This is a genomic window from Phenylobacterium sp., from assembly GCF_024508875.1.
GTDB lineage: Bacteria > Pseudomonadota > Alphaproteobacteria > Caulobacterales > Caulobacteraceae > Phenylobacterium.
Genome location: NZ_JANINU010000125.1, coordinates 20,823 through 38,011, shown reverse-complemented (window position 1 = coordinate 38,011; position 17,189 = coordinate 20,823). Strand labels below are relative to the sequence as shown.

19 protein-coding genes are annotated in these 17,189 nt (G+C 70.0%); 15 read left to right on the top strand and 4 right to left on the bottom strand.

Annotated elements, in window-relative coordinates; all coding sequences use genetic code 11:
• The 5 genes from Q0L11_RS10915 to Q0L11_RS10895 form a co-directional block, all read left to right on the top strand.
• Positions 1–606 (top strand): amidohydrolase family protein (locus Q0L11_RS10915; protein WP_296597254.1); only part of this gene is annotated, 606 nt, incomplete at its 5' end.
• A complete protein-coding gene (locus tag Q0L11_RS10910) occupies positions 603–1,100 on the top strand; it encodes an urease accessory protein UreE (RefSeq protein ID WP_296597253.1) in 498 nt (165 codons plus the stop codon). The genes Q0L11_RS10915 and Q0L11_RS10910, both read left to right, overlap by 4 nt.
• Positions 1,090–1,746, top strand: coding sequence for an urease accessory protein UreF (locus Q0L11_RS10905; protein WP_296597252.1), 657 nt, complete (start codon positions 1,090–1,092; stop codon positions 1,744–1,746). Before Q0L11_RS10910 ends, Q0L11_RS10905 begins: the two co-directional genes overlap by 11 nt.
• Positions 1,747–1,756: 10 nt before the next feature.
• The gene (gene ureG, locus Q0L11_RS10900; protein ID WP_296597251.1) at positions 1,757–2,377 is read left to right on the top strand and encodes an urease accessory protein UreG; all 621 of its coding nucleotides are present in this window, start codon (positions 1,757–1,759) and stop codon (positions 2,375–2,377) included.
• Between the two features lie 67 nt (positions 2,378–2,444).
• Positions 2,445–3,197 (top strand): NIPSNAP family protein, encoded by a 753-nt coding sequence (locus tag Q0L11_RS10895; protein ID WP_296597250.1) that lies wholly within the window; start codon positions 2,445–2,447, stop codon positions 3,195–3,197.
• Here the strand turns inward: Q0L11_RS10895 and Q0L11_RS10890 are convergent.
• Positions 3,194–3,754 carry a TetR/AcrR family transcriptional regulator gene (locus Q0L11_RS10890; RefSeq protein WP_296597248.1) on the bottom strand — a complete coding sequence of 187 codons (561 nt, stop codon included), beginning with the start codon at positions 3,752–3,754 and terminating at the stop codon, positions 3,194–3,196. The genes Q0L11_RS10895 and Q0L11_RS10890 overlap by 4 nt on opposite strands.
• A gap of 104 nt (positions 3,755–3,858) precedes the next feature.
• Between Q0L11_RS10890 and Q0L11_RS10885 the strand changes: the two genes are divergently transcribed.
• Positions 3,859–4,290 (top strand): thioesterase family protein, encoded by a 432-nt coding sequence (locus Q0L11_RS10885; RefSeq protein WP_296597247.1) that lies wholly within the window; start codon positions 3,859–3,861, stop codon positions 4,288–4,290.
• On the opposite strand, the gene alc is transcribed toward Q0L11_RS10885, so the two are convergent.
• From alc to puuE, 3 genes are read right to left on the bottom strand one after another with little or no spacing between them, the layout of a single operon-like run.
• Positions 4,287–5,276 carry an allantoicase gene (gene alc, locus Q0L11_RS10880; protein WP_296597246.1) on the bottom strand — a complete coding sequence of 330 codons (990 nt, stop codon included), beginning with the start codon at positions 5,274–5,276 and terminating at the stop codon, positions 4,287–4,289. The genes Q0L11_RS10885 and alc overlap by 4 nt on opposite strands.
• Positions 5,277–5,285: 9 nt before the next feature.
• On the bottom strand, positions 5,286–5,750 hold the full coding sequence (uraD, locus tag Q0L11_RS10875) for a 2-oxo-4-hydroxy-4-carboxy-5-ureidoimidazoline decarboxylase (protein WP_296597245.1): 465 nt from the start codon (positions 5,748–5,750) through the stop codon (positions 5,286–5,288).
• Positions 5,740–6,651: an allantoinase PuuE gene (gene puuE, locus Q0L11_RS10870; RefSeq protein WP_296597243.1), complete on the bottom strand. Its 912-nt coding sequence runs from the start codon at positions 6,649–6,651 to the stop codon at positions 5,740–5,742. Before puuE ends, uraD begins: the two co-directional genes overlap by 11 nt.
• 111 nt (positions 6,652–6,762) lie before the next feature.
• Here puuE and uraH point away from each other — a divergent pair, with 111 nt between their 5' ends.
• From uraH to Q0L11_RS10825, 9 genes are read left to right on the top strand one after another with little or no spacing between them, the layout of a single operon-like run.
• Positions 6,763–7,104, top strand: a complete 342-nt coding sequence (gene uraH, locus Q0L11_RS10865) for a hydroxyisourate hydrolase (RefSeq protein WP_296597242.1) — start codon at positions 6,763–6,765, stop codon at positions 7,102–7,104.
• Positions 7,105–8,544 (top strand): xanthine dehydrogenase small subunit, encoded by a 1,440-nt coding sequence (gene xdhA, locus Q0L11_RS10860; protein WP_296597241.1) that lies wholly within the window; start codon positions 7,105–7,107, stop codon positions 8,542–8,544.
• The gene (xdhB, locus tag Q0L11_RS10855; protein WP_296597240.1) at positions 8,537–10,852 is read left to right on the top strand and encodes a xanthine dehydrogenase molybdopterin binding subunit; all 2,316 of its coding nucleotides are present in this window, start codon (positions 8,537–8,539) and stop codon (positions 10,850–10,852) included. The genes xdhA and xdhB overlap by 8 nt, the downstream gene beginning before the upstream one ends.
• Positions 10,845–11,789, top strand: a complete 945-nt coding sequence (gene xdhC, locus Q0L11_RS10850; RefSeq protein WP_296597239.1) for a xanthine dehydrogenase accessory protein XdhC — start codon at positions 10,845–10,847, stop codon at positions 11,787–11,789. Before xdhB ends, xdhC begins: the two co-directional genes overlap by 8 nt.
• Positions 11,786–12,976 (top strand): urate hydroxylase PuuD, encoded by a 1,191-nt coding sequence (locus Q0L11_RS10845; RefSeq protein WP_296597238.1) that lies wholly within the window; start codon positions 11,786–11,788, stop codon positions 12,974–12,976. Before xdhC ends, Q0L11_RS10845 begins: the two co-directional genes overlap by 4 nt.
• Positions 12,973–13,461, top strand: coding sequence for an ureidoglycolate lyase (locus tag Q0L11_RS10840; RefSeq protein ID WP_296597236.1), 489 nt, complete (start codon positions 12,973–12,975; stop codon positions 13,459–13,461). The genes Q0L11_RS10845 and Q0L11_RS10840 overlap by 4 nt, the downstream gene beginning before the upstream one ends.
• On the top strand, positions 13,458–14,765 hold the full coding sequence (guaD, locus tag Q0L11_RS10835; RefSeq protein WP_296597235.1) for a guanine deaminase: 1,308 nt from the start codon (positions 13,458–13,460) through the stop codon (positions 14,763–14,765). Before Q0L11_RS10840 ends, guaD begins: the two co-directional genes overlap by 4 nt.
• Positions 14,766–14,821: 56 nt before the next feature.
• Positions 14,822–15,862 (top strand): purine nucleoside permease, encoded by a 1,041-nt coding sequence (locus tag Q0L11_RS10830; protein WP_296597234.1) that lies wholly within the window; start codon positions 14,822–14,824, stop codon positions 15,860–15,862.
• Between the two features lie 2 nt (positions 15,863–15,864).
• Entirely contained in the window at positions 15,865–17,187 is a 1,323-nt protein-coding gene (locus tag Q0L11_RS10825) for an NCS2 family permease (protein ID WP_296597255.1), read from the top strand.
• Positions 17,188–17,189 lie beyond the last annotated feature (2 nt).

The following is a 17,189-nucleotide window of genomic DNA, read 5'->3' as shown; positions in this document are numbered from 1 at the left end:
CGCGTGGGCGAGGTGCTGATCCGCACCTGGCAGACCGCCGACAAGATGAAGAAGCAGCGCGGGAAGCTTGGCGACGGCCCGGCGGACAACGTCCGGGTGAAGCGCTACATCGCCAAGGTCACCATCAACCCGGCCATCGCCCATGGCATTGCAGCCCACATCGGCTCGATAGAGCCCGGGAAGCGCGCAGACCTAGTGCTGTGGAGCCCCGCCTTCTTCGGGGTGAAGCCGGACCTGGTGCTGCTGGGCGGATCGATCGCCGCCGCGCCGATGGGCGATCCGAACGCCTCGATCCCGACGCCGCAGCCCGTGCACTACCGCCCGATGTTCGGGGCGTTCGGGCGGGCCGTCACCCGCTCGTCGGTGGTGTTCACGTCCAAGCTCGCCGTCGAAACCGGGCTGCCCGCGAAGCTGGGGCTGATGAAGGAGATGGTCGCCGTCGAGAACGTGCGCGGCGGGCTTTCGAAGGCCTCGATGATCCACAATGGCGCGACGCCGCGGATCGAGGTCGATCCCGAAACCTACGAGGTGCGCGCCGACGGCGAACTGCTCACCTGCGAGCCCGCCGAGGTGCTGCCCATGGCGCAGAGGTATTTCCTGTTTTGACCACCATCACCGACATCCTGCCCGCAGGGGCCTGGAGCGGCGCCCCGGCCGACAGGGTGACGCTGGACTATGACGGGCGCCATCGCCGCCGAATCATGCTGACCGGCGCTTCCGGCGCCGAATACCTCCTCGACCTCAGCGAGGCGACGCACCTGAAGGACGGCGACGGACTGCAGCTTCCGGGCGGCGGGGTCGTGGCGGTGGTGGCCCAGCCCGAGCCGCTGCTGGAAGTCACGGCGCACACGCCCGCGGAGTTGATCCGCCTGGCCTGGCACATCGGCAACAGGCATCTGGCGGCGCAGGTTTTCGCCGACCGCATCCTGATCCGTCGCGACCACGTGATCGCGCATATGCTGGAGCACCAGGGCGCCCACGTCCGCGAGGTCGTGGCGCCGTTCGACCCGGAGGGCGGCGCCTATCACGACCACGGCCACGACCACGACGCCCACAGCCACGAGGGCCGCGGGCACGAAGGAGATGGGCATGCCCACTGAAGCGCGCCTGCTGCGCCTGCTCACCTGGCTGTCGCCGGCGTTTCCCGTGGGATCGTTCGGCTTCTCGCACGGACTGGAGACGGCGATCCGCGAGGGCGCAGTCTCGGACGTGCGCTCGCTGACCGGCTGGATCGCGCCGCTGCTGGAGCGAGGATCGGCCTGGACCGATGCGGTGCTGGTGAAGGCCGCCTGGACCGCGGTGACCGCCGAGGACCACGTGGCGCTGGACGAGATAGCCGAGCTGGGCGAGGCGCTGGCGCCGTCCCTCGAACGCCACCGCGAGACCATGGCGCAGGGCGAAGCGTTCCTGAAGGCGGTGGCCGCCTGGAACCCGCCGCCGCTCATCCGGGCGCCCTACCCCGTGGCGCTGGGCGCCGCCGCCGGGGCGGCCTGCCTTCCGTTGCAGCCGGCGCTGACGGCTTGGCTGCACGCCTTTGCCTCCAACCTGGTCAGCGTGGCGGTGCGCGCCGTGCCGCTGGGCCAGTCGGACGCCCTGCAGGTGCTCGCCGGCCTGGAGCCGGTGATCCTGCGCACCGCCGTCCGGGCGGCCGCCGCGACGCTGGACGATCTCGGCTCCGCCAGCCTGGTCTCCGACATCGCCGCGATGCGGCACGAAACGCTGGACGGGAGGCTCTTCGGCTCATGAGGACGCGGCTATGAACGGGCCCCTGCGCGTCGGCATCGGCGGCCCCGTCGGCTCGGGCAAGACGACGCTGACCGAGAAGCTGTGCAAGGCCATGCGCGACCGCTGGTCGATCGCCGTGGTGACCAACGACATCTACACCCAGGAGGACGCCCTGATCCTCAGCCGGCTGCAGGCGCTTCCGGAGGATCGGATCATCGGGGTGGAGACCGGCGGCTGTCCGCACACCGCGATCCGCGAGGACGCCTCGCTGAACCTGGGGGCGATCGCAGAAATGAACCGGCGCTTTCCGGACCTGGACGTGATCTTCATCGAGAGCGGCGGCGACAACCTGGCGGCCACCTTCAGCCCCGACCTCGCGGACCTGACGCTGTATGTGGTCAGCGTCTGCCAGGGCGAGAAGATCCCCCGCAAGGGCGGACCGGCGATCACGCGCTCGGACCTCCTGATCATCAACAAGACCGACCTCGCGCCACACGTGGGGGCGGATCTTTCGATCATGGACCACGACGCACGCGCGCAACGGGGCCAGCGGCCGTTCGTGTTCACCGACCTTACGCGGCTTGCAGGCCTCGACGAGGTGATCGCCTTCATCGCAAAAGCCGGCGGCCTGCCGACGGCGCGCGCAGCGTAGCGCGCGTGGACCGGTTTCACGTCGCTACTGCCACGAGGCTGTCAGCAGGCCTGGGCGAAACAGGGCCATGCCCGAGCCTCAACCCAATCGCCGCGCGGTGGTCGCCGCCGGCGCCGCCCTCGCCGCCCTGCCGGCGCACGCGACCGTCGCAGGCGATCCCGTCATCGAACTTCGGCAGTACACCTGCCACCCCGGCGGCCGCAACCGGCTGAACGAGCTGTTCGCGCGGGCGTTCATCGAGCCGCAGGAGGCGGTGGGCGCGAGGGTCCTGGGGACTTTTCGCGATCGCGACGACCCGGACCGCTTCGTCTGGCTGCGGGGCTTCGGGACCTACGCGGCGCGCGCGGAGGCGCTGACGGCGTTCTACGGCGGCCCCGTCTGGAAGGCGCATCGCGACGCGGCGAACAGCACCATGCTGGATTCCGACAACGTGCTGCTTTTGAGGCCGACCGACGGAAGCACGTTGCGGCCGCTGCCTTCGGCGCCGCGGGGAATCCTGGCCTTCATCCACTACCTGGACGACGGGCTCATGGCGCCCTTCGCCGAGTTCTTCGCCCGGGTCATGCGGCCGCAGATCGAGGCAGACGGTGGAGAGATGCTGGCCACCCTGATGAGCGAGACGCGGGAGAACAACTTCCCGCGCCTGCCGGTCCGCTCGCACGAGCGGGTGTTCGTCTGGATCGTCCGACCGACGGCCGGCGAAACGTCGTTCCTGCTGCGCCGGCATGCGCGAAGCGGATGGCGCGAGACCGCGGGCGAGGCGCTGCTGCCGGCCCTGATGCGCAAGCCCGAACTGCTGCGGCTGGAGGCCAGCGCCTAGCCTTCCACTGGGATCAGCTCATCCATGCAGGCGCGAGCCAGGGCCTCGCGTTCGCCCTGCGACGCCTCTGGCAACAGCAGGCCCTGGCCAAAGATATAAGCGTAGATGATCAGGCCTCGGGCCCGGGCGCGGACGGGCGGATAGCCGAGCCGGGCGTAGAGGTCGGTGACGCGCTCCAGCCGCACGGCGTCGACGCGGGATACAGCGGCGGCGGCGCGCGCGTCGCTGCGGGCCCATTGGCGGACGGCCAGTTCGATGGAGAGCCCCCGCGCGTTCGGCCGCTCCGAAAACAACCGGATCAGCAGCCGTAGGCGTTCGTGCGGGGTCTCCCCGTCGAGGGCGGTCTGCTGGCGGATGGCGGCGATCCGCCCATCCGCCCAGGTGTCCAGCATGGCCGCCAGCAGCGCCGGCCGATCGCGGAAGCGGCGGTAGAAGCCGCCCTTGGTGACGCCGAGCATCTGGGCCAGCACCTCGACCCGCACGCGGTCGACGCCGCCCTCCGCCAGGGCGTCGAAGCCCGCCTCAACCCAGTCCTGCGATCCATCGGCGGTGCTCATGCCACGTTGATACGGTAGCGTATTGATTTTCGCATCCAGCTTCGATACGGAACCGTATCACAAACGAACTCCGCCGAGGACGGAGCCATCGAGGAAGGACGAGAATGCAACCGCTGCTGACCTACCGGGGGACCGTCTACCCCTGGCACTGCGACCACGTCGGGCACATGAACAACATGTGGTTCGCGGGGAAGTTCGACGAGGCGTCGTGGAACCTGCTGCTCCAGCTTGGGATCACCCCCACTTACCTTCGCGACACCGAGCGCGGCATGGCCGCCGTGCAGCAGAACACGACGTTCCGGAAGGAGATCCTGGCCGGCGAGAGCGTCGAGGTGCGGACCGAGGTGATCGAGGTGCGGGAGCGAGTCGTGCGGTTCGTGCACACGATGCACAACGCCGAGACTGGAGAGGCCTGCGCCACCTGCGCGATCACGGGCGTACACACCGATCTGCGCTTGCGCCGGGCGGTCCCTTTCCCCGAAGCCATCCGCGCGGCGGCCGAGGCGCATGTGACCGCGGTGGCCGTGGCCGCCTAGCGCGCCACCGTCCCCATCATCCGCAGCCGACTGACGCCGCCGTCGGGATAGATGTTGAGGCGGACGAAGCGGATGGGGCCGAGGTCGGCCAGTTCGCTGCGGAAGATGTGGATGTGATCCGCTTGGAGCTTCACCTCCGGCAACAGGACGGGCCAGCTCTCGGCCTGCTGGGCGATCTCGTGCGGGGCGCCGTGGGCGCGGGCGGTGGCCTGGATCGAGCAGCGGTCGGGGTAGTTGCCCTTGAAGTGCGCGGTGTCGACGACGACCTCGTTCACCCGCCCGAAGGTCCCGAGCTCCAGGATCGACCAGTCGTGGCCGGGTTCGCGCCGGCGGCGCGTCTCCCAGCCGTCGCCCATGTCCACGCCGCGCCCGGGGGCGGTCATGTTCTCCACGCGGCCGAAGTGCTCGTCGTTGGCGACGATCCCGCGCCCGCCCCAGGCCATGGCGAGGAGATCGATCGCCTCGCCCTCGCCCACCTTGCTCCAGTCGGGATCGACGCGGCCCCAGACCCGCAGGCGCGCGACGCCGCCGTCGGGGAAGATGTGCAGCCGCACGTGGGTGGCAGGCGTGGCGTGCTCGACCGGGAACCAGGCGCGGTCGTTGCCCTTCAACTCCAGCCGCGGCGTGACTTTGACCCAGCCGGCGTCGTCGCCGGGGACCTGTTCGTCGGAGACGCACAGCTCGACCTCGGCGCCGGGCGGATAGTTGCCGGTGAAGTGGCGGGTGTCGATCTCGAAGCCGGCGACGATGCCAGGCACGCCCAGCTTAACCACGCACCAGTCGTGGCCGGGCGTGCGCTTGCGGCGGCTTTCCCAGCCGTCCATCCACTTGCCGTTGTCGTCGTACTTGCCGGGGATGAACACCGGCTCGGTCGGCGCGATCAGCCGGGCCTTGTCGGCGAAGAAGTCGTCGGTGGCGAAGACCACTTCCGAACCCAGGCGGGGCTGGGCGAGGTCCACGAACTGGCGGCGAAGATCGTCGAACATTCCGAAATCCTAGAACAAATCCGCGAGGCGAAAACCGGCGATGCGGTGAATCTGGGCGATGGCGGTCTCGAACTCCGTCTCGGGATCGTTGGCGAGGCGGGCTACGAAGGCCTCCAGGATCTGCGTCCGCGTCGCGCCCTTCACGGCATAGATGAAGGGAAAGCCGAAGCGGGCGTTGTAGGCGGCGTTTAGGTGCTGGAACGCGGCGAACTCGTCGGGGCTGCACTGGTCGAGGCCGACGCCGGCCTGCTCCTGCACCGAGGCGGCGGCCATCTTGGCGCGGCTGGCCAACTCGGGGTGGGCGCGGATGAGGGCCAGCTTCCGCTCGCGCGGGGCGGCGTCGACGACGGCGGCCATCGCCTTGGCCAGGACGTCGCGGTCGGCGGGCGGGTCGGGCCAGACGCCCTCGGCGACCCAGGGCGAGGCCTCGTAGACGTGGCCGAAGCGGGCGAGGAATGCGGCCTTATCGTCCATAGGGATGCCGCTCGCGCCAGTGCTTCGCGATCTCGACGCGGCGGGCGAACCAGACGTCCTGGTGGCCGAGAGCGTAGCGGATGAAGCGCTCCAGGCCGGCCATCTTTCCCGGCCGGCCGACGATGCGGCAATGCAGGCCGATGGACAGCATCTTGGGCCGCTCCTCCCCCTCCTCGTACAACACGTCGAAGGCGTCCTTGAGGTAGGAATAGAACTGCTCGCCGGTGTTCAGCCCCGTGCCGGAGAAGCGCATGTCGTTGGCCTCCAGCGTGTAGGGGACGATCAGGTGCGGCCGGCGGTTCACCTCGGTCCAGAACGGCAGGTCGTCGGAGTAGTCGTCGGCGTCGTAGAGGAAGCCGCCGTCGTCGGCGACGATGCGTCGGGTGTTGGGGCTGGTGCGGCCGGTGTACCAGCCCAGCGGCCGCTGGCCGGTCAGGCGCTTGTGGATGTCGATGGCGCGGGCCATGTGCTCGCGCTCCACCCGCTCAGAGACGTCCTGGTAGTTGATCCAGCGCCAGCCGTGCGAGGCGATCTCGTGGCCGGCTTCCAGCATCGCGTCCACCACGTCTGGATTGCGCTCCATCGCCATGGCGACGCCGAAGACGGTGACGGGGACCTTGTAGCGGTCGAACAGGCGCAGCAGGCGCCACACGCCGGCCCGGCTGCCGTACTCGTAGATCTGCTCCATGCTCATGTGCCGCGCGTTCGGGACCGGCGCCGGGTTGATCATGTCGGACAGAAAGGCTTCCGACGCTGGATCCCCGTGGAGGACGCAGTTCTCGCCGCCCTCCTCGTAGTTGAGCACCATCTGGATAGCGATGCGTGCGCCGCCGGGCCAGTCCGCGTGCGGCGGGTCCTTGCCGTAGCCGATGAGGTCGCGGGGATAGCTGGTGTCGAGCATGGACTGACCGCTTAGCAGGCTTCGCAGAGACCGCAGCGTCGCAAGCCTGTGTCACGGTTGCAATTCCGTCCCTCAGAGCGGATTCTGGGCGGCTGTTTCACGGAGTCTTCCTTGGCCGGCCTGACCACCCACGTCCTCGACACCATGCACGGCCGCCCCGCGGCGGGCGTGCGTCTGCGGCTGTCGCGGGACGGACAGGCGCTGGCGTCGGCGACGACGAACGCGGACGGGCGCGTGAACGGGCCGCTGCTGTCCGGCGAGGCGCTGACGGCGGGCGCCTACCGGCTGGAGTTCGAGGTCGGCGAATACTTCCGCGGGATGGGCGTGGCCCTGCCGCAGCCGGCTTTTCTGGAGACCGTCACCATCGACTTCGGCGTCTCGGAAGCCGGCGCGCACTACCACGTGCCGCTGCTGGTGAGCCCGTTCGCCTATTCCACCTACCGGGGCAGCTAGATGGGCCGCCCGATCCGCTTCGTGCTGAACGGCGCGGCGCATGAGCTCCCGGCCGACACCGACCCGACCCTGACGGTGCTGAACTGGCTGCGCTACCACCGCCGCCTGACCGGCACGAAGGAAGGCTGCGCCGAGGGTGACTGCGGGGCCTGCACGGTGGTGGTCTCGGACCTGGCGGACGGGGTCGTTCGCCACCGAGCGGTGAACGCCTGTATCCTGTTCGCGCCGATGCTCGACGGCCGCGCGATCACGACGGTGGAGGGGCTGGGCCGCGAGGGGGCGCTCTCCCCCGTGCAGCAGGCGATGGTGGATACGCACGCCAGCCAATGCGGCTTCTGCACGCCCGGCTTCGTGATGAGCCTGGAGGCGCTGCGCCGGGCGGGCGGACCGACCGATGCGGACAGCCTGAAGGACGCGCTCGCGGGCAACCTGTGCCGCTGCACCGGCTATGGACCGATCCTGGCGGCGGGCCAGGCGATGGGCGCGACCGAGGGGGACGACGGCGCGCTGCGGGCGGCGCTCGCCGCGATCCGGCCCACCGAGATGCTGACGCTGGAACACGAGGGGCGGCGATTCTTCGCGCCCCGCTCGGCCGATGAACTGGCAGGCGTGCTGGAAGCGAACCCCGGCGCGACCGTGCTGGCCGGCGGCACCGACGTCGGGCTCTGGGTGACCAAGCAGCATCGCGTGTTGGAGACCATCGTCTCGCTGAACGACTGCGCCGACCTGAAGGCGGTCGACGATCTGGGCGGCGCGATCCGCATCGGCGCGGGGACTCGCTACGCCGACGCGCATCCGGCCCTGGCGGCGCTGCACCCGGAGTTCGGGGAGCTGTTGCGGCGGCTGGGCGGGCTGCAGGTCCGCAACCTGGGCACGGTCTGCGGCAACATCGCCAACGGCTCGCCCATCGGCGACATGCCGCCCGCGCTGATCGCGGCCGGCGCGACGCTGGTGTTGCGCAAGGGATCGGCCCGGCGGGAGCTGCCGCTGGAGACGTTCTTCCTGGCCTACGGCAAGCAGGACCGGGCGCCCGGCGAGTTCGTCGAGGCGGTGATCGTTCCGAAGCCCGCGGCGGGACGCATCTTCAAGATCGCCAAACTTTCCAAGCGTTTCGACCAGGATATTTCGGCGGTGTGTCTCGGGCTGTCGGTCGGCTTGGATGGGGATCGTGTGACCGATGCGAGGATCGCCTTCGGCGGCATGGCGGCGACGCCGAAGCGGGCGGCGGCTTGCGAGGCGGCGCTGATCGGCCAGCCCTGGACGGCCGAGACGGTGGAGACCGCCGTCGCGCGGCTCGGCGAAGATTTCGCACCCATCACCGACATGCGCGCCTCGGCGGACTATCGCCTTGAGGCGGCGAAGAACCTGATCCGCCGCGCGTTCCGCGAGAGCACGGGCGCGGAGCGGCTGCGCGACCTGGCGGCGGTGACCCATGGCTGACTCCGGTAGCGCCGTCCGCCCGCTTCCCGTCCTGCACGCGCCTATCGGGCACGACAGCGCGCCGCGGCACGTGTCGGGCGAGGCGCTGTACATCGACGACATCCCCGAGCCGCCTGGACTGCTGCACATCGCGGTCGGCCAGGCGGCGCGGGCGCATGCGCGGGTGACGAAGCTGGACCTGTCGGCGGTGCGGGCCGCGCCGGGCGTCGCAGCCGTCCTGACGCCGGCCGACGTGCCGGGAAAGAACGACATCAGCCCGTTCGCGGGGGACGACCCGCTGTTTGCCGAGGGCGAGGTGAAGTTCCTGGGCCAAGCGCTGTTCTGCGTCGCGGCCGAGACCCTGCCCAAGGCGCGGGCGGCGGCGGCGCGGGCGGTCGCCGAATACGAAGACCTGCCGCCCCTGCTGACAGCCGATGCGGCGGTGGCCGCAGGGTCGTTCATCGAGCCCACCCAGACGATGAAGCTGGGCGACGCGCGCGCCGCCATCGCCGCCGCGCCGCGCCGCGTGTCGGGCCATCTGCGGGTCGGCGGCCAGGAGCACTTCTACCTCGAGGGCCAGGTGGCGCTGGTGGCGCCCGGAGAGGGCCAGGACCTGCACGTCTGGACCTCGACCCAGCACCCTACCGAGACCCAGCATATCCTGGGCCGGGTGCTCAATCTTCCGGACGCGGCCATCACGGTGGAGGTGCGGCGGATGGGCGGCGGGTTCGGCGGCAAGGAGACCCAGTCGGTGCAGTGGGCGGCCATGGCGGCGCTGGCCGCCAAGATCACGCGGCGCCCGGCCAAGATCCGACTCGACCGCGACGACGACATGGTCATGACCGGCAAGCGGCACGACTTCGAGATCGACTGGGAGCTGGGCTTCGACGACGAGGGCCGGCTCCACGGCGCCGCCTTTGCGTTCGCCTCACGCTGCGGCTTCTCCGCAGACCTGAGCCACGCGATCAACGACCGGGCGATGTTCCACGCCGACAACGCCTATGCGCTGCAGACGGCCGAGATCGTCAGCCATCGGGCGCGGACGAACACCGTCTCAAACACCGCCTTCCGCGGCTTCGGCGGCCCGCAGGGGATGATGGCCATAGAGCGGGCGCTGGACGCCGCGGCCCTATCGCTGGGCAGGGACCCGCTGGATGTGCGGCTGGCGAACCTCTACGGCGTCGCCGGCGACGTGACCCCTTACGGCCAGACGGTCACCGACAGCGTGGCTCGCGAGATCATGACCGAACTGGCGGCCGGCTGCGACTACCGGGCGCGGCGCGCGGCCATCGCGGCGTGGAACGACGCGAACGACCACCTGAGGCGCGGCATCGCCCTGACGCCGGTGAAGTTCGGCATCTCGTTCACGACCACCTACCTGAACCAGGCGGGCGCGCTGGTGCACGTCTATACCGACGGCTCGATCCACCTGAACCACGGCGGGACCGAGATGGGCCAGGGGCTGAACATCAAGGTGGCGCAGGTGGCGGCCGACGCCTTCCAGGTCCCTCTCGCGGCCGTGAAGATCACCTCGACGCGCACCGACAAGGTTCCGAACACCTCGGCCACCGCGGCGTCTTCGGGCAGCGACCTGAACGGCATGGCCGCGCTGGACGCGTGCGAGCAGATCAAGGCGCGGCTGTCGGCCTGGGCGAAGACAAACTACGGCCACGAGGCGGTCTTCACGCCCGAGGGCGTGCGGGTGGGGGCCGAGCTGATGAGCTTCCGCGACTTCGTGCACGAGGCCTATGTGGCGCGCGTCTCGCTATCGGCGGCGGGGTTCTACAAGACGCCCGACATCCACTACGACCGGGTGAACCACAAGGGGCGGCCGTTCTACTACTACGCCTATGGCGCGGCCTGTTCGGAGGTCGCCATCGACACCCTGACAGGCGAGAGCAAGGTCACGCGGGTCGACATCCTCCACGACGTGGGTCGGTCGTTGAACCCGGCCATCGACCTCGGCCAGATCGAGGGCGGCTTCATCCAGGGCATGGGCTGGCTGACCACCGAGGAACTGGTGTTCGACGATGCGGGCCGGCTGCGCACGCACGCGCCGTCGACCTACAAGATCCCCACCGCCGGCGACCGTCCGGACATCTTCAACGTGGCGATCTGGGCCGCGGGCGAGAACCGCGAGAACACCATCCATCGCTCCAAGGCCGTGGGCGAGCCGCCGCTGATGCTGGCGATCTCGGTGTTCTCGGCTCTGACCGACGCGGTCGCCAGCGTGGGCGGGCATCAGGTGATGCCGAACCTGGACGCGCCGGCCACGCCCGAGCGGATCCTGGCGGCGTGCGACGACGTGCGGAGGCGCGCCGGTGCCTGAGTGGATCAACCAAGCCCTGTCCGCCGCCCGGCGCGGCGAGGCGCTGGCGATGGTGACGGTGGTGGGCGCGCAGGGCTCGACGCCGCGCGAGACCGGGGCGCGGATGCTGGTCTGGCCCGACCGGTTCAGCGGTACGATCGGCGGCGGCTCGCTGGAGCGGCAGGCGCTGGACCAGGCGCGGCGGATGCTGGACCAGACCGCGCGCCGGCACGCCCTGCAGGACTACCCGCTGGGCCCGCTACTGGGGCAGTGCTGCGGCGGCCACGTGCGGCTGCTGGTCGAACGGCTGGACGCCGAGAGCCTGGACTGGCTGGAGCCGGCGGCGGCGGCGCGCGCGCCATTCGCCCTGACCGCCCGGTTTGAGGGCGGCCGCATGACCCGCGCCGTGGAGGACGAGGCCGGCGCATCGGACGGACCCCGCACGCCCATTCCGGAGGTGAAGCGCTTGTCGGAAATCATCCGTCCCATCCTGCCCCGCCTGGTGATCTTCGGCGCGGGGCATGTGGGACAGGCCGTGGCCCGGACGTTCGCGCCCCTGCCCTTCCACCTGGACTGGCTGGCCAGCCGCGAAGATCTGCGGCCGGAAGCCAGCGGAACGCGCGCCGCAATCCTGAGCGAGAACGAACTGATCGAGGCCGTCGAGGCGGCGCCGGCGGACACGCTGTTCGCCATCTTCACCCATAGCCACGACGTGGACTATCGGCTCACGCGGGCGGTGCTGGCGCGCGGCGACTTCCGCTATCTCGGGCTGATCGGGTCGCAGACCAAGCGTCGCCGGTTCGAGGGCCGGCTGCGCGCCGACGGCGTGAGCGAGGCCGAGCTTGCCCGCCTCAACTGTCCGATCGGGATCGCCGCCCTGAAGGGCAAGGATCCCGCCGTGATCGCCGTCTCGCTCGCCGCGGAGCTCCTGCAACTGACCCAAGACACCGCCGAATGATAGCCGACCTCGAAGCGTGGGCGAACCTGGCGATCCGCTGGCTGCACCTGATCGCCGGCATCGCCTGGATCGGATCGTCCTTTTATTTCATGTGGTTGGACAGCCATCTGAAGAAGCCGCCGCAGGCGCCGGAAGGCATCGCCGGCGAGCTGTGGAGCGTCCACTCGGGCGGCTTCTACCGGCAGATGAAGTTCATGGTGGCGCCGGCCGACATGCCGGAGGAACTGCACTGGTTCAAATGGGAGGCCTACACCACCTGGATCTCGGGCTTCCTGCTGCTGAGCCTGATCTTCTACGTCGGCGCGGACCTCAACCTGATCGACAAGACGAAGGCCGACCTGTCCGTCTGGCAGGCGGTCGGGCTGGGGCTGGGGAGCTTGGTCCTGGGGTGGCTGGTCTACGACGGGCTGTGCCGTTCGAAGATGGGCCAGAACCTGAAGCTTTTCAGCGTCGTGTGGTTCGCAGTTCTTGTGGCCGCGGCCTATGGCCTGACGCACGTGTTTTCGGACCTCGGCGCCTTCATGCACGTCGGCGCGATCATCGGGACCGTGATGGCGGCCAACGTCTTCATGATCATCATCCCGAACCAGCGGAAGGTGGTCGCCCAGGTGCTGGCGGGGCAGACGCCCGACCCGTCGCTGGGCAAGCAGGCCAAGCAGCGCAGCGTCCACAACAATTACATGACCCTGCCGGTGCTGTTCATCATGATCAGCAACCACTACCCGATGATCTTCGCCGCGCCGCTGAACTGGCTGTGGCTAGCGGGCCTGGGCATCGCCGGCTGGACGATCCGGCACTTCTTCAACCTGAAGAACGCGGGGCGGTTCGAGCCGCAGGTGCTGGTGTTCGGCGCGCTGGCGTTCGTGACCGTGGCGGTGCTGAACGTGAGCGCCCGCCCAAAGCCGCCGACCGTGGCCGAGGTCCCGGCCTATGCAACGGTGCGCGCCATCGTCGATAGGCACTGCATCATGTGTCACGCCGCTCACCCGACCCACCGCGGCGTGCCGGTGGCGCCCAACGGGGCCATGTTCGACACCGACGCCGGCCTGCAGCAGCACGCCGAGAAGATCTACGCGCGGGCCGTGGCTACGGAATCGATGCCGCTGGGCAACGAGACGGGCATGACCGAGGCCGAGCGGGGACAGTTGGGCGCCTGGATCAAGGCCGGCGCGAAGGTGGGGCCGTGAGGACCATCGTTCCAGAACCCCTGACCGCCGACGCGTTCGCGCCGTTCGGCGACGTGATCGAGGCTTCGGAGCGGGCCGAGACGATTCCGATCAACTATGGCTGGACGAAGCGGTTCAACGCGCTGTCGGACGTGGCGGTGGGCGACGGCCACGCGATCCTCAGCATCTTCCGTTCCAAGCCGCTGACGCCGCCGGTGCTGAAGATCTTCGAGCGGCATCCGCTGGGCAGCCAAGCCTTCATGCCGCTGAACGGGCGGCCGTTCCTGGTGGCCGTGGCGCCGCCCGGTGAATTCGATCCCGCGGCCGTGCGTATCTTCCGCGCGGAGGCGCATCAGGGAGTGAACTACGCGCGGGGGACCTGGCACCACTTCCTCCTGGCGCTGGAGGCGGAGAGCGACTTCCTGGTGGTCGACCGGGTGGGGCCGGGGGAAAACCTGGACGAAGTCGAGATGGCCGAAGTCGACTGGATCGCCGTCGCCCCATGAGCCGCCATGCCTATCGCGCCGCCCTGCTGCACATGCTGGACGATCCGTCGCGCGTCCCGGCGGCGGAGGCGCACGCCTATCACCCCGATGGCCTGTTGCTGGTCGAGGACGGGCATGTGGCGGCGTTCGGGGCGTGGGACGCACTCGGCCCCACCCTGCCCGAGGGCACGCCGGTGGAGCACCTGCCGGGGCGGCTGATCGCGCCGGGGTTCGTCGATGCCCACGTGCACTATCCGCAGGTGGACGTGATAGCGGCCTGGGGCGCGCAGCTCCTGGACTGGCTGAACACCCACACGTTCCCGGCCGAGATGGCCTTTGCCGACCGGGCGCACGCGGATGCGGTGGCGGAGATCTTCCTGGACCAGCTCCTGGCGAACGGGACCACCAGCGCCCTCGCCTTCTGCACGGTGCACAAGGGCTCGGCGGAGGCGCTATTCGAGGCGGCGCTGGCGCGCGACATGCGGCTCGTCGCCGGCAAGGTGCTGATGGACCGCGAGGCGCCCGCCGGCCTGACCGACACGGTGGACAGCGGCCGCGCCGACACCGAGGCGCTGATCCGCGCGTACGGGGGCAAGGGCCGGCTGGGCTATGCGGTGACGCCGCGGTTCGCGGTGACGTCGAGCGACGCGCAGCTCGCCATGGCCGGCGAGCTGCTGGCGGCCCATCCGGACGTGCTGCTGCACACCCACATGTCGGAGAACCGGGCCGAGATCGCGCGGGTGGGCGGGCTGTTCCCGTGGGCGGGGGACTACCTCGACGTCTACGAGCGGTTCGGGCTGCTCGGCCCTCGGTCGGTGTTCGCGCACTGCATCCACTGCGACGAAGGCGTGATGGGACGGATGGCCAAGGCGGGGGCGACGGCCGCCTTCTGCCCCTCGTCGAACCTGCTGCTCGGCAGCGGCCTCTTCAGCCTGAAACGGGCCTGCGCCTGCGGGATGTCGGTGGCCCTGGGTACGGACGTCGGCGGCGGCGGCAGCTTCTCGCAGCTCCACATGATGGCCGAGGCCTACAAGATCGGGCAGTTGCAGGGGGACAGCCTGGATCCGTTGCACGCCTTCTACCTGGGCACGCTGGCCGGCGCGAGGGCGCTGCACATCGACCGGCGCGTGGGGAACCTGCTCCCGGGCAAGGAGGCCGACTTCGTGGTGCTGGACCTCGCGGCGACGCCGCTGGTGGCCCGGCGCACGGGCCGCGCGCGGACGCTGGCCGAAACGCTGTTCGTGCTCGCGGTGCTGGCAGACGACCGGCTGGTCGAGCGCACCTATCTGGCAGGCCGCCTCGCCCACGCTCGTGGCGGCGCCTGAGCCCTTGCCTCGACGCGCCTGAGCCCGACTATGGAGCATCGGGTTCGGGGGACTCCATGCTTCGCGTTCTGCTGCTCATCGCCGCCCTGCTGCTGCCGGGATCGGTCCTTGCCAAGCCCTTGGTCGTGAAGGTGGTGGTGCTGACGACCTTCGAGTCGGGAGCATCGGCCGAGGACCCGCATTTCGCGTCCGGCGAGTTCAAGTTCTGGGCCGACCGCTATCCGCTGACGAAGCCGATGAAGATCCCGGGGATCGAAGGCCGGGTGCTCTATTCCGAGGACGGCGTCCTGGGCGTGGTGACCGGCATGCGCGCGCGGCCACGCCAGAGCCTGACGGCGATCATCCTGGACCCGCGGCTGGACGTCTCCAAGGCCTACTGGGTGGTGGCCGGCATCGCCGGCGTCGACCCGCGGGCCGGATCGATCGGCAGCGCCGTCTGGTCGAACTGGGTGGTCGACGCCGACCCGATCTTCGAGCGCGACGACCGAGAGATCCCTGCCGACTGGCCCTATGGCCTCTGGTCGCTGGGCACCGCCGGACCGGGGCAGAAGGGCACGGCGGCCGGGTCCAGCGGCATGGCCTGGAAGCTGAATTCCGGGCTGGTCCAGTGGGCCTACCAGATGACCCGCGACATCCCCCTGCCCGACAACGACCTGCTCAGGACCGCCCGCGCCGGGTTCAAGAGCGAGCCGATGGCGCAGCGGCCGCCCTTCGTGTTCGTCGGGGACAACCTCTCCACCACCCGCTTCTGGCACGGCGAGCGCCGCACGCGCTGGGCGCGCGACTGGGTGAGGACGTGGACCGACGGCGCCGGCGTCTTCGCGACCACCGACTGCGAGGATCAGGGCATTCTCGACACGCTCGACATCTACGCCAAGGAGGGCCGCGTGGACCGCGACCGCGTCCTCGTGCTGCGCACCGCCAGCAACTATTCCCGCGAAGCCGACGGCGTGGCCCCTGGCGGCGTGAAGTTCACACCGGGCGGCGCGCCGGCCGCCTTCGAGGCCGCCTACCTGGTCGGGGCGCCGGTGGTGAAGGCGCTGGTGGCCGGCTGGCCGACCTACGCCAAGACCATCCCGCAGGCGGCCGCCCGATGAGCGTGCTGGACCGCACCTTCAAGCTCCGCGAGCGCGGCAGCAGCGTGCAGACCGAGGTGCTGGCCGGCGCCACCACCTTCCTGACCATGGCTTACATCGTGCTCGTGAACCCCTCGATCCTCGGCACGACCGGGATGCCCGTGGCCGGTGTGGCCGCGGCCACCTGTCTGGCCGCCGGCGTGGGCTGCCTGCTGATGGGGTTCCTCGCCAACTACCCGATCGCGCTCGCGCCCGGCATGGGGTTGAACGCCTACTTCGCCTTCACCGTGGTGCAGGGCATGGGCGTGCCGTGGCAGACGGCGCTGGGGCTGGTGTTCATCTCGGGCGTCCTGTTCATCGTGCTGACGGTGGCGGGCGTGCGGCAGCTTATCGTCAGCGCCATACCGCGGGCGCTGTTCTCTGCGATCGCCGCCGGCATCGGCCTGTTCATCGCGTTCATCGGCCTGCGCGGCGCGGGTCTCGTGGTCGAGAACAAGGCGACATTGGTGGGCCTGGGCGACATCCATGCGCCGGGAACGATGCTGGCCCTGCTGGGCCTGGCGATCCTGTCGGTGCTGCTGGTGCTGAAGGTGCGTGGGGCGATCTTCATCGGCATCGTAGCGACCGCGGTGCTGGGCTGGATGCTGGGCCTCGCGACCTGGAACCCGCAGCCCTACAGCCTGGACGAGATGACGGGCACGGCGCTGAAGCTGGACATTCCGGCGGCGCTCGGGATCGGCGGGCATGGCTTCGGGCTGGCGCTGCTGGAGATCCTGTTCGTGTTCCTGTTCGTCGACCTTTTCGACAACGTGGGAACGCTGGTGGCCGTCTCGAAGAAGGCGGGCCTGATGGCGCCCGACGGCTCGATCCCGCGCCTCAATCGCATCCTCTTCGCCGACGCGGGCGCAACGGTGGTGGGCTCACTGGCCGGCACCTCGACGGTCGTCAGCTACATCGAGAGCGCCTCGGGCGTCTCGGCGGGCGGGCGGACGGGCCTGACGGCGGTGGTCACCGGCCTGCTGTTCCTGGCCACCCTGTTCGTGGCGCCCTGGGCCCAGGTGATCCCCGCGGCGGCCACGGCGCCGGCGCTGATCCTCGTCGGCGCGATGATGATGCAGCCCCTGACAGAGATCGACTGGGACGATCCCGTCGTGGCGATCCCGGCGTTCCTGACGCTGGTGACGATCCCGCTGACCTTCTCCATCGCCAACGGCCTGGCATTCGGCGTGATCGCCTATTCGCAGCTGAAGCTGGCCGCGCGGCGGGTCGGCAAGGCCGACTGGCTGCTCTTCGCCCTGGCGGCCCTGTTCGTGGCGCGGTTCGTCTACATGGCGTTCGAGGCTTAACT

Bases quoted from the DNA above. Each gene is read 5' to 3' on its own strand.
- Q0L11_RS10905 (WP_296597252.1), top strand. From the start codon at position 1,090: ATGCCCACTGAAGCGCGCCTGCTGCGCCTGCTCACCTGGCTGTCGCCG.
- Q0L11_RS10885 (WP_296597247.1), top strand. From the start codon at position 3,859: ATGCAACCGCTGCTGACCTACCGGGGGACCGTCTACCCCTGGCACTGC.
- Q0L11_RS10890 (WP_296597248.1), bottom strand. From the start codon at position 3,754: ATGAGCACCGCCGATGGATCGCAGGACTGGGTTGAGGCGGGCTTCGAC.
- alc (WP_296597246.1), bottom strand. From the start codon at position 5,276: ATGTTCGACGATCTTCGCCGCCAGTTCGTGGACCTCGCCCAGCCCCGC.
- Q0L11_RS10895 (WP_296597250.1), top strand. From the start codon at position 2,445: ATGCCCGAGCCTCAACCCAATCGCCGCGCGGTGGTCGCCGCCGGCGCC.
- xdhA (WP_296597241.1), top strand. From the start codon at position 7,105: ATGGGCCGCCCGATCCGCTTCGTGCTGAACGGCGCGGCGCATGAGCTC.
- guaD (WP_296597235.1), top strand. From the start codon at position 13,458: ATGAGCCGCCATGCCTATCGCGCCGCCCTGCTGCACATGCTGGACGAT.
- Q0L11_RS10830 (WP_296597234.1), top strand. From the start codon at position 14,822: ATGCTTCGCGTTCTGCTGCTCATCGCCGCCCTGCTGCTGCCGGGATCG.
- Q0L11_RS10845 (WP_296597238.1), top strand. From the start codon at position 11,786: ATGATAGCCGACCTCGAAGCGTGGGCGAACCTGGCGATCCGCTGGCTG.
- uraD (WP_296597245.1), bottom strand. From the start codon at position 5,750: ATGGACGATAAGGCCGCATTCCTCGCCCGCTTCGGCCACGTCTACGAG.
- ureG (WP_296597251.1), top strand. From the start codon at position 1,757: ATGAACGGGCCCCTGCGCGTCGGCATCGGCGGCCCCGTCGGCTCGGGC.
- puuE (WP_296597243.1), bottom strand. From the start codon at position 6,651: ATGCTCGACACCAGCTATCCCCGCGACCTCATCGGCTACGGCAAGGAC.
- xdhB (WP_296597240.1), top strand. From the start codon at position 8,537: ATGGCTGACTCCGGTAGCGCCGTCCGCCCGCTTCCCGTCCTGCACGCG.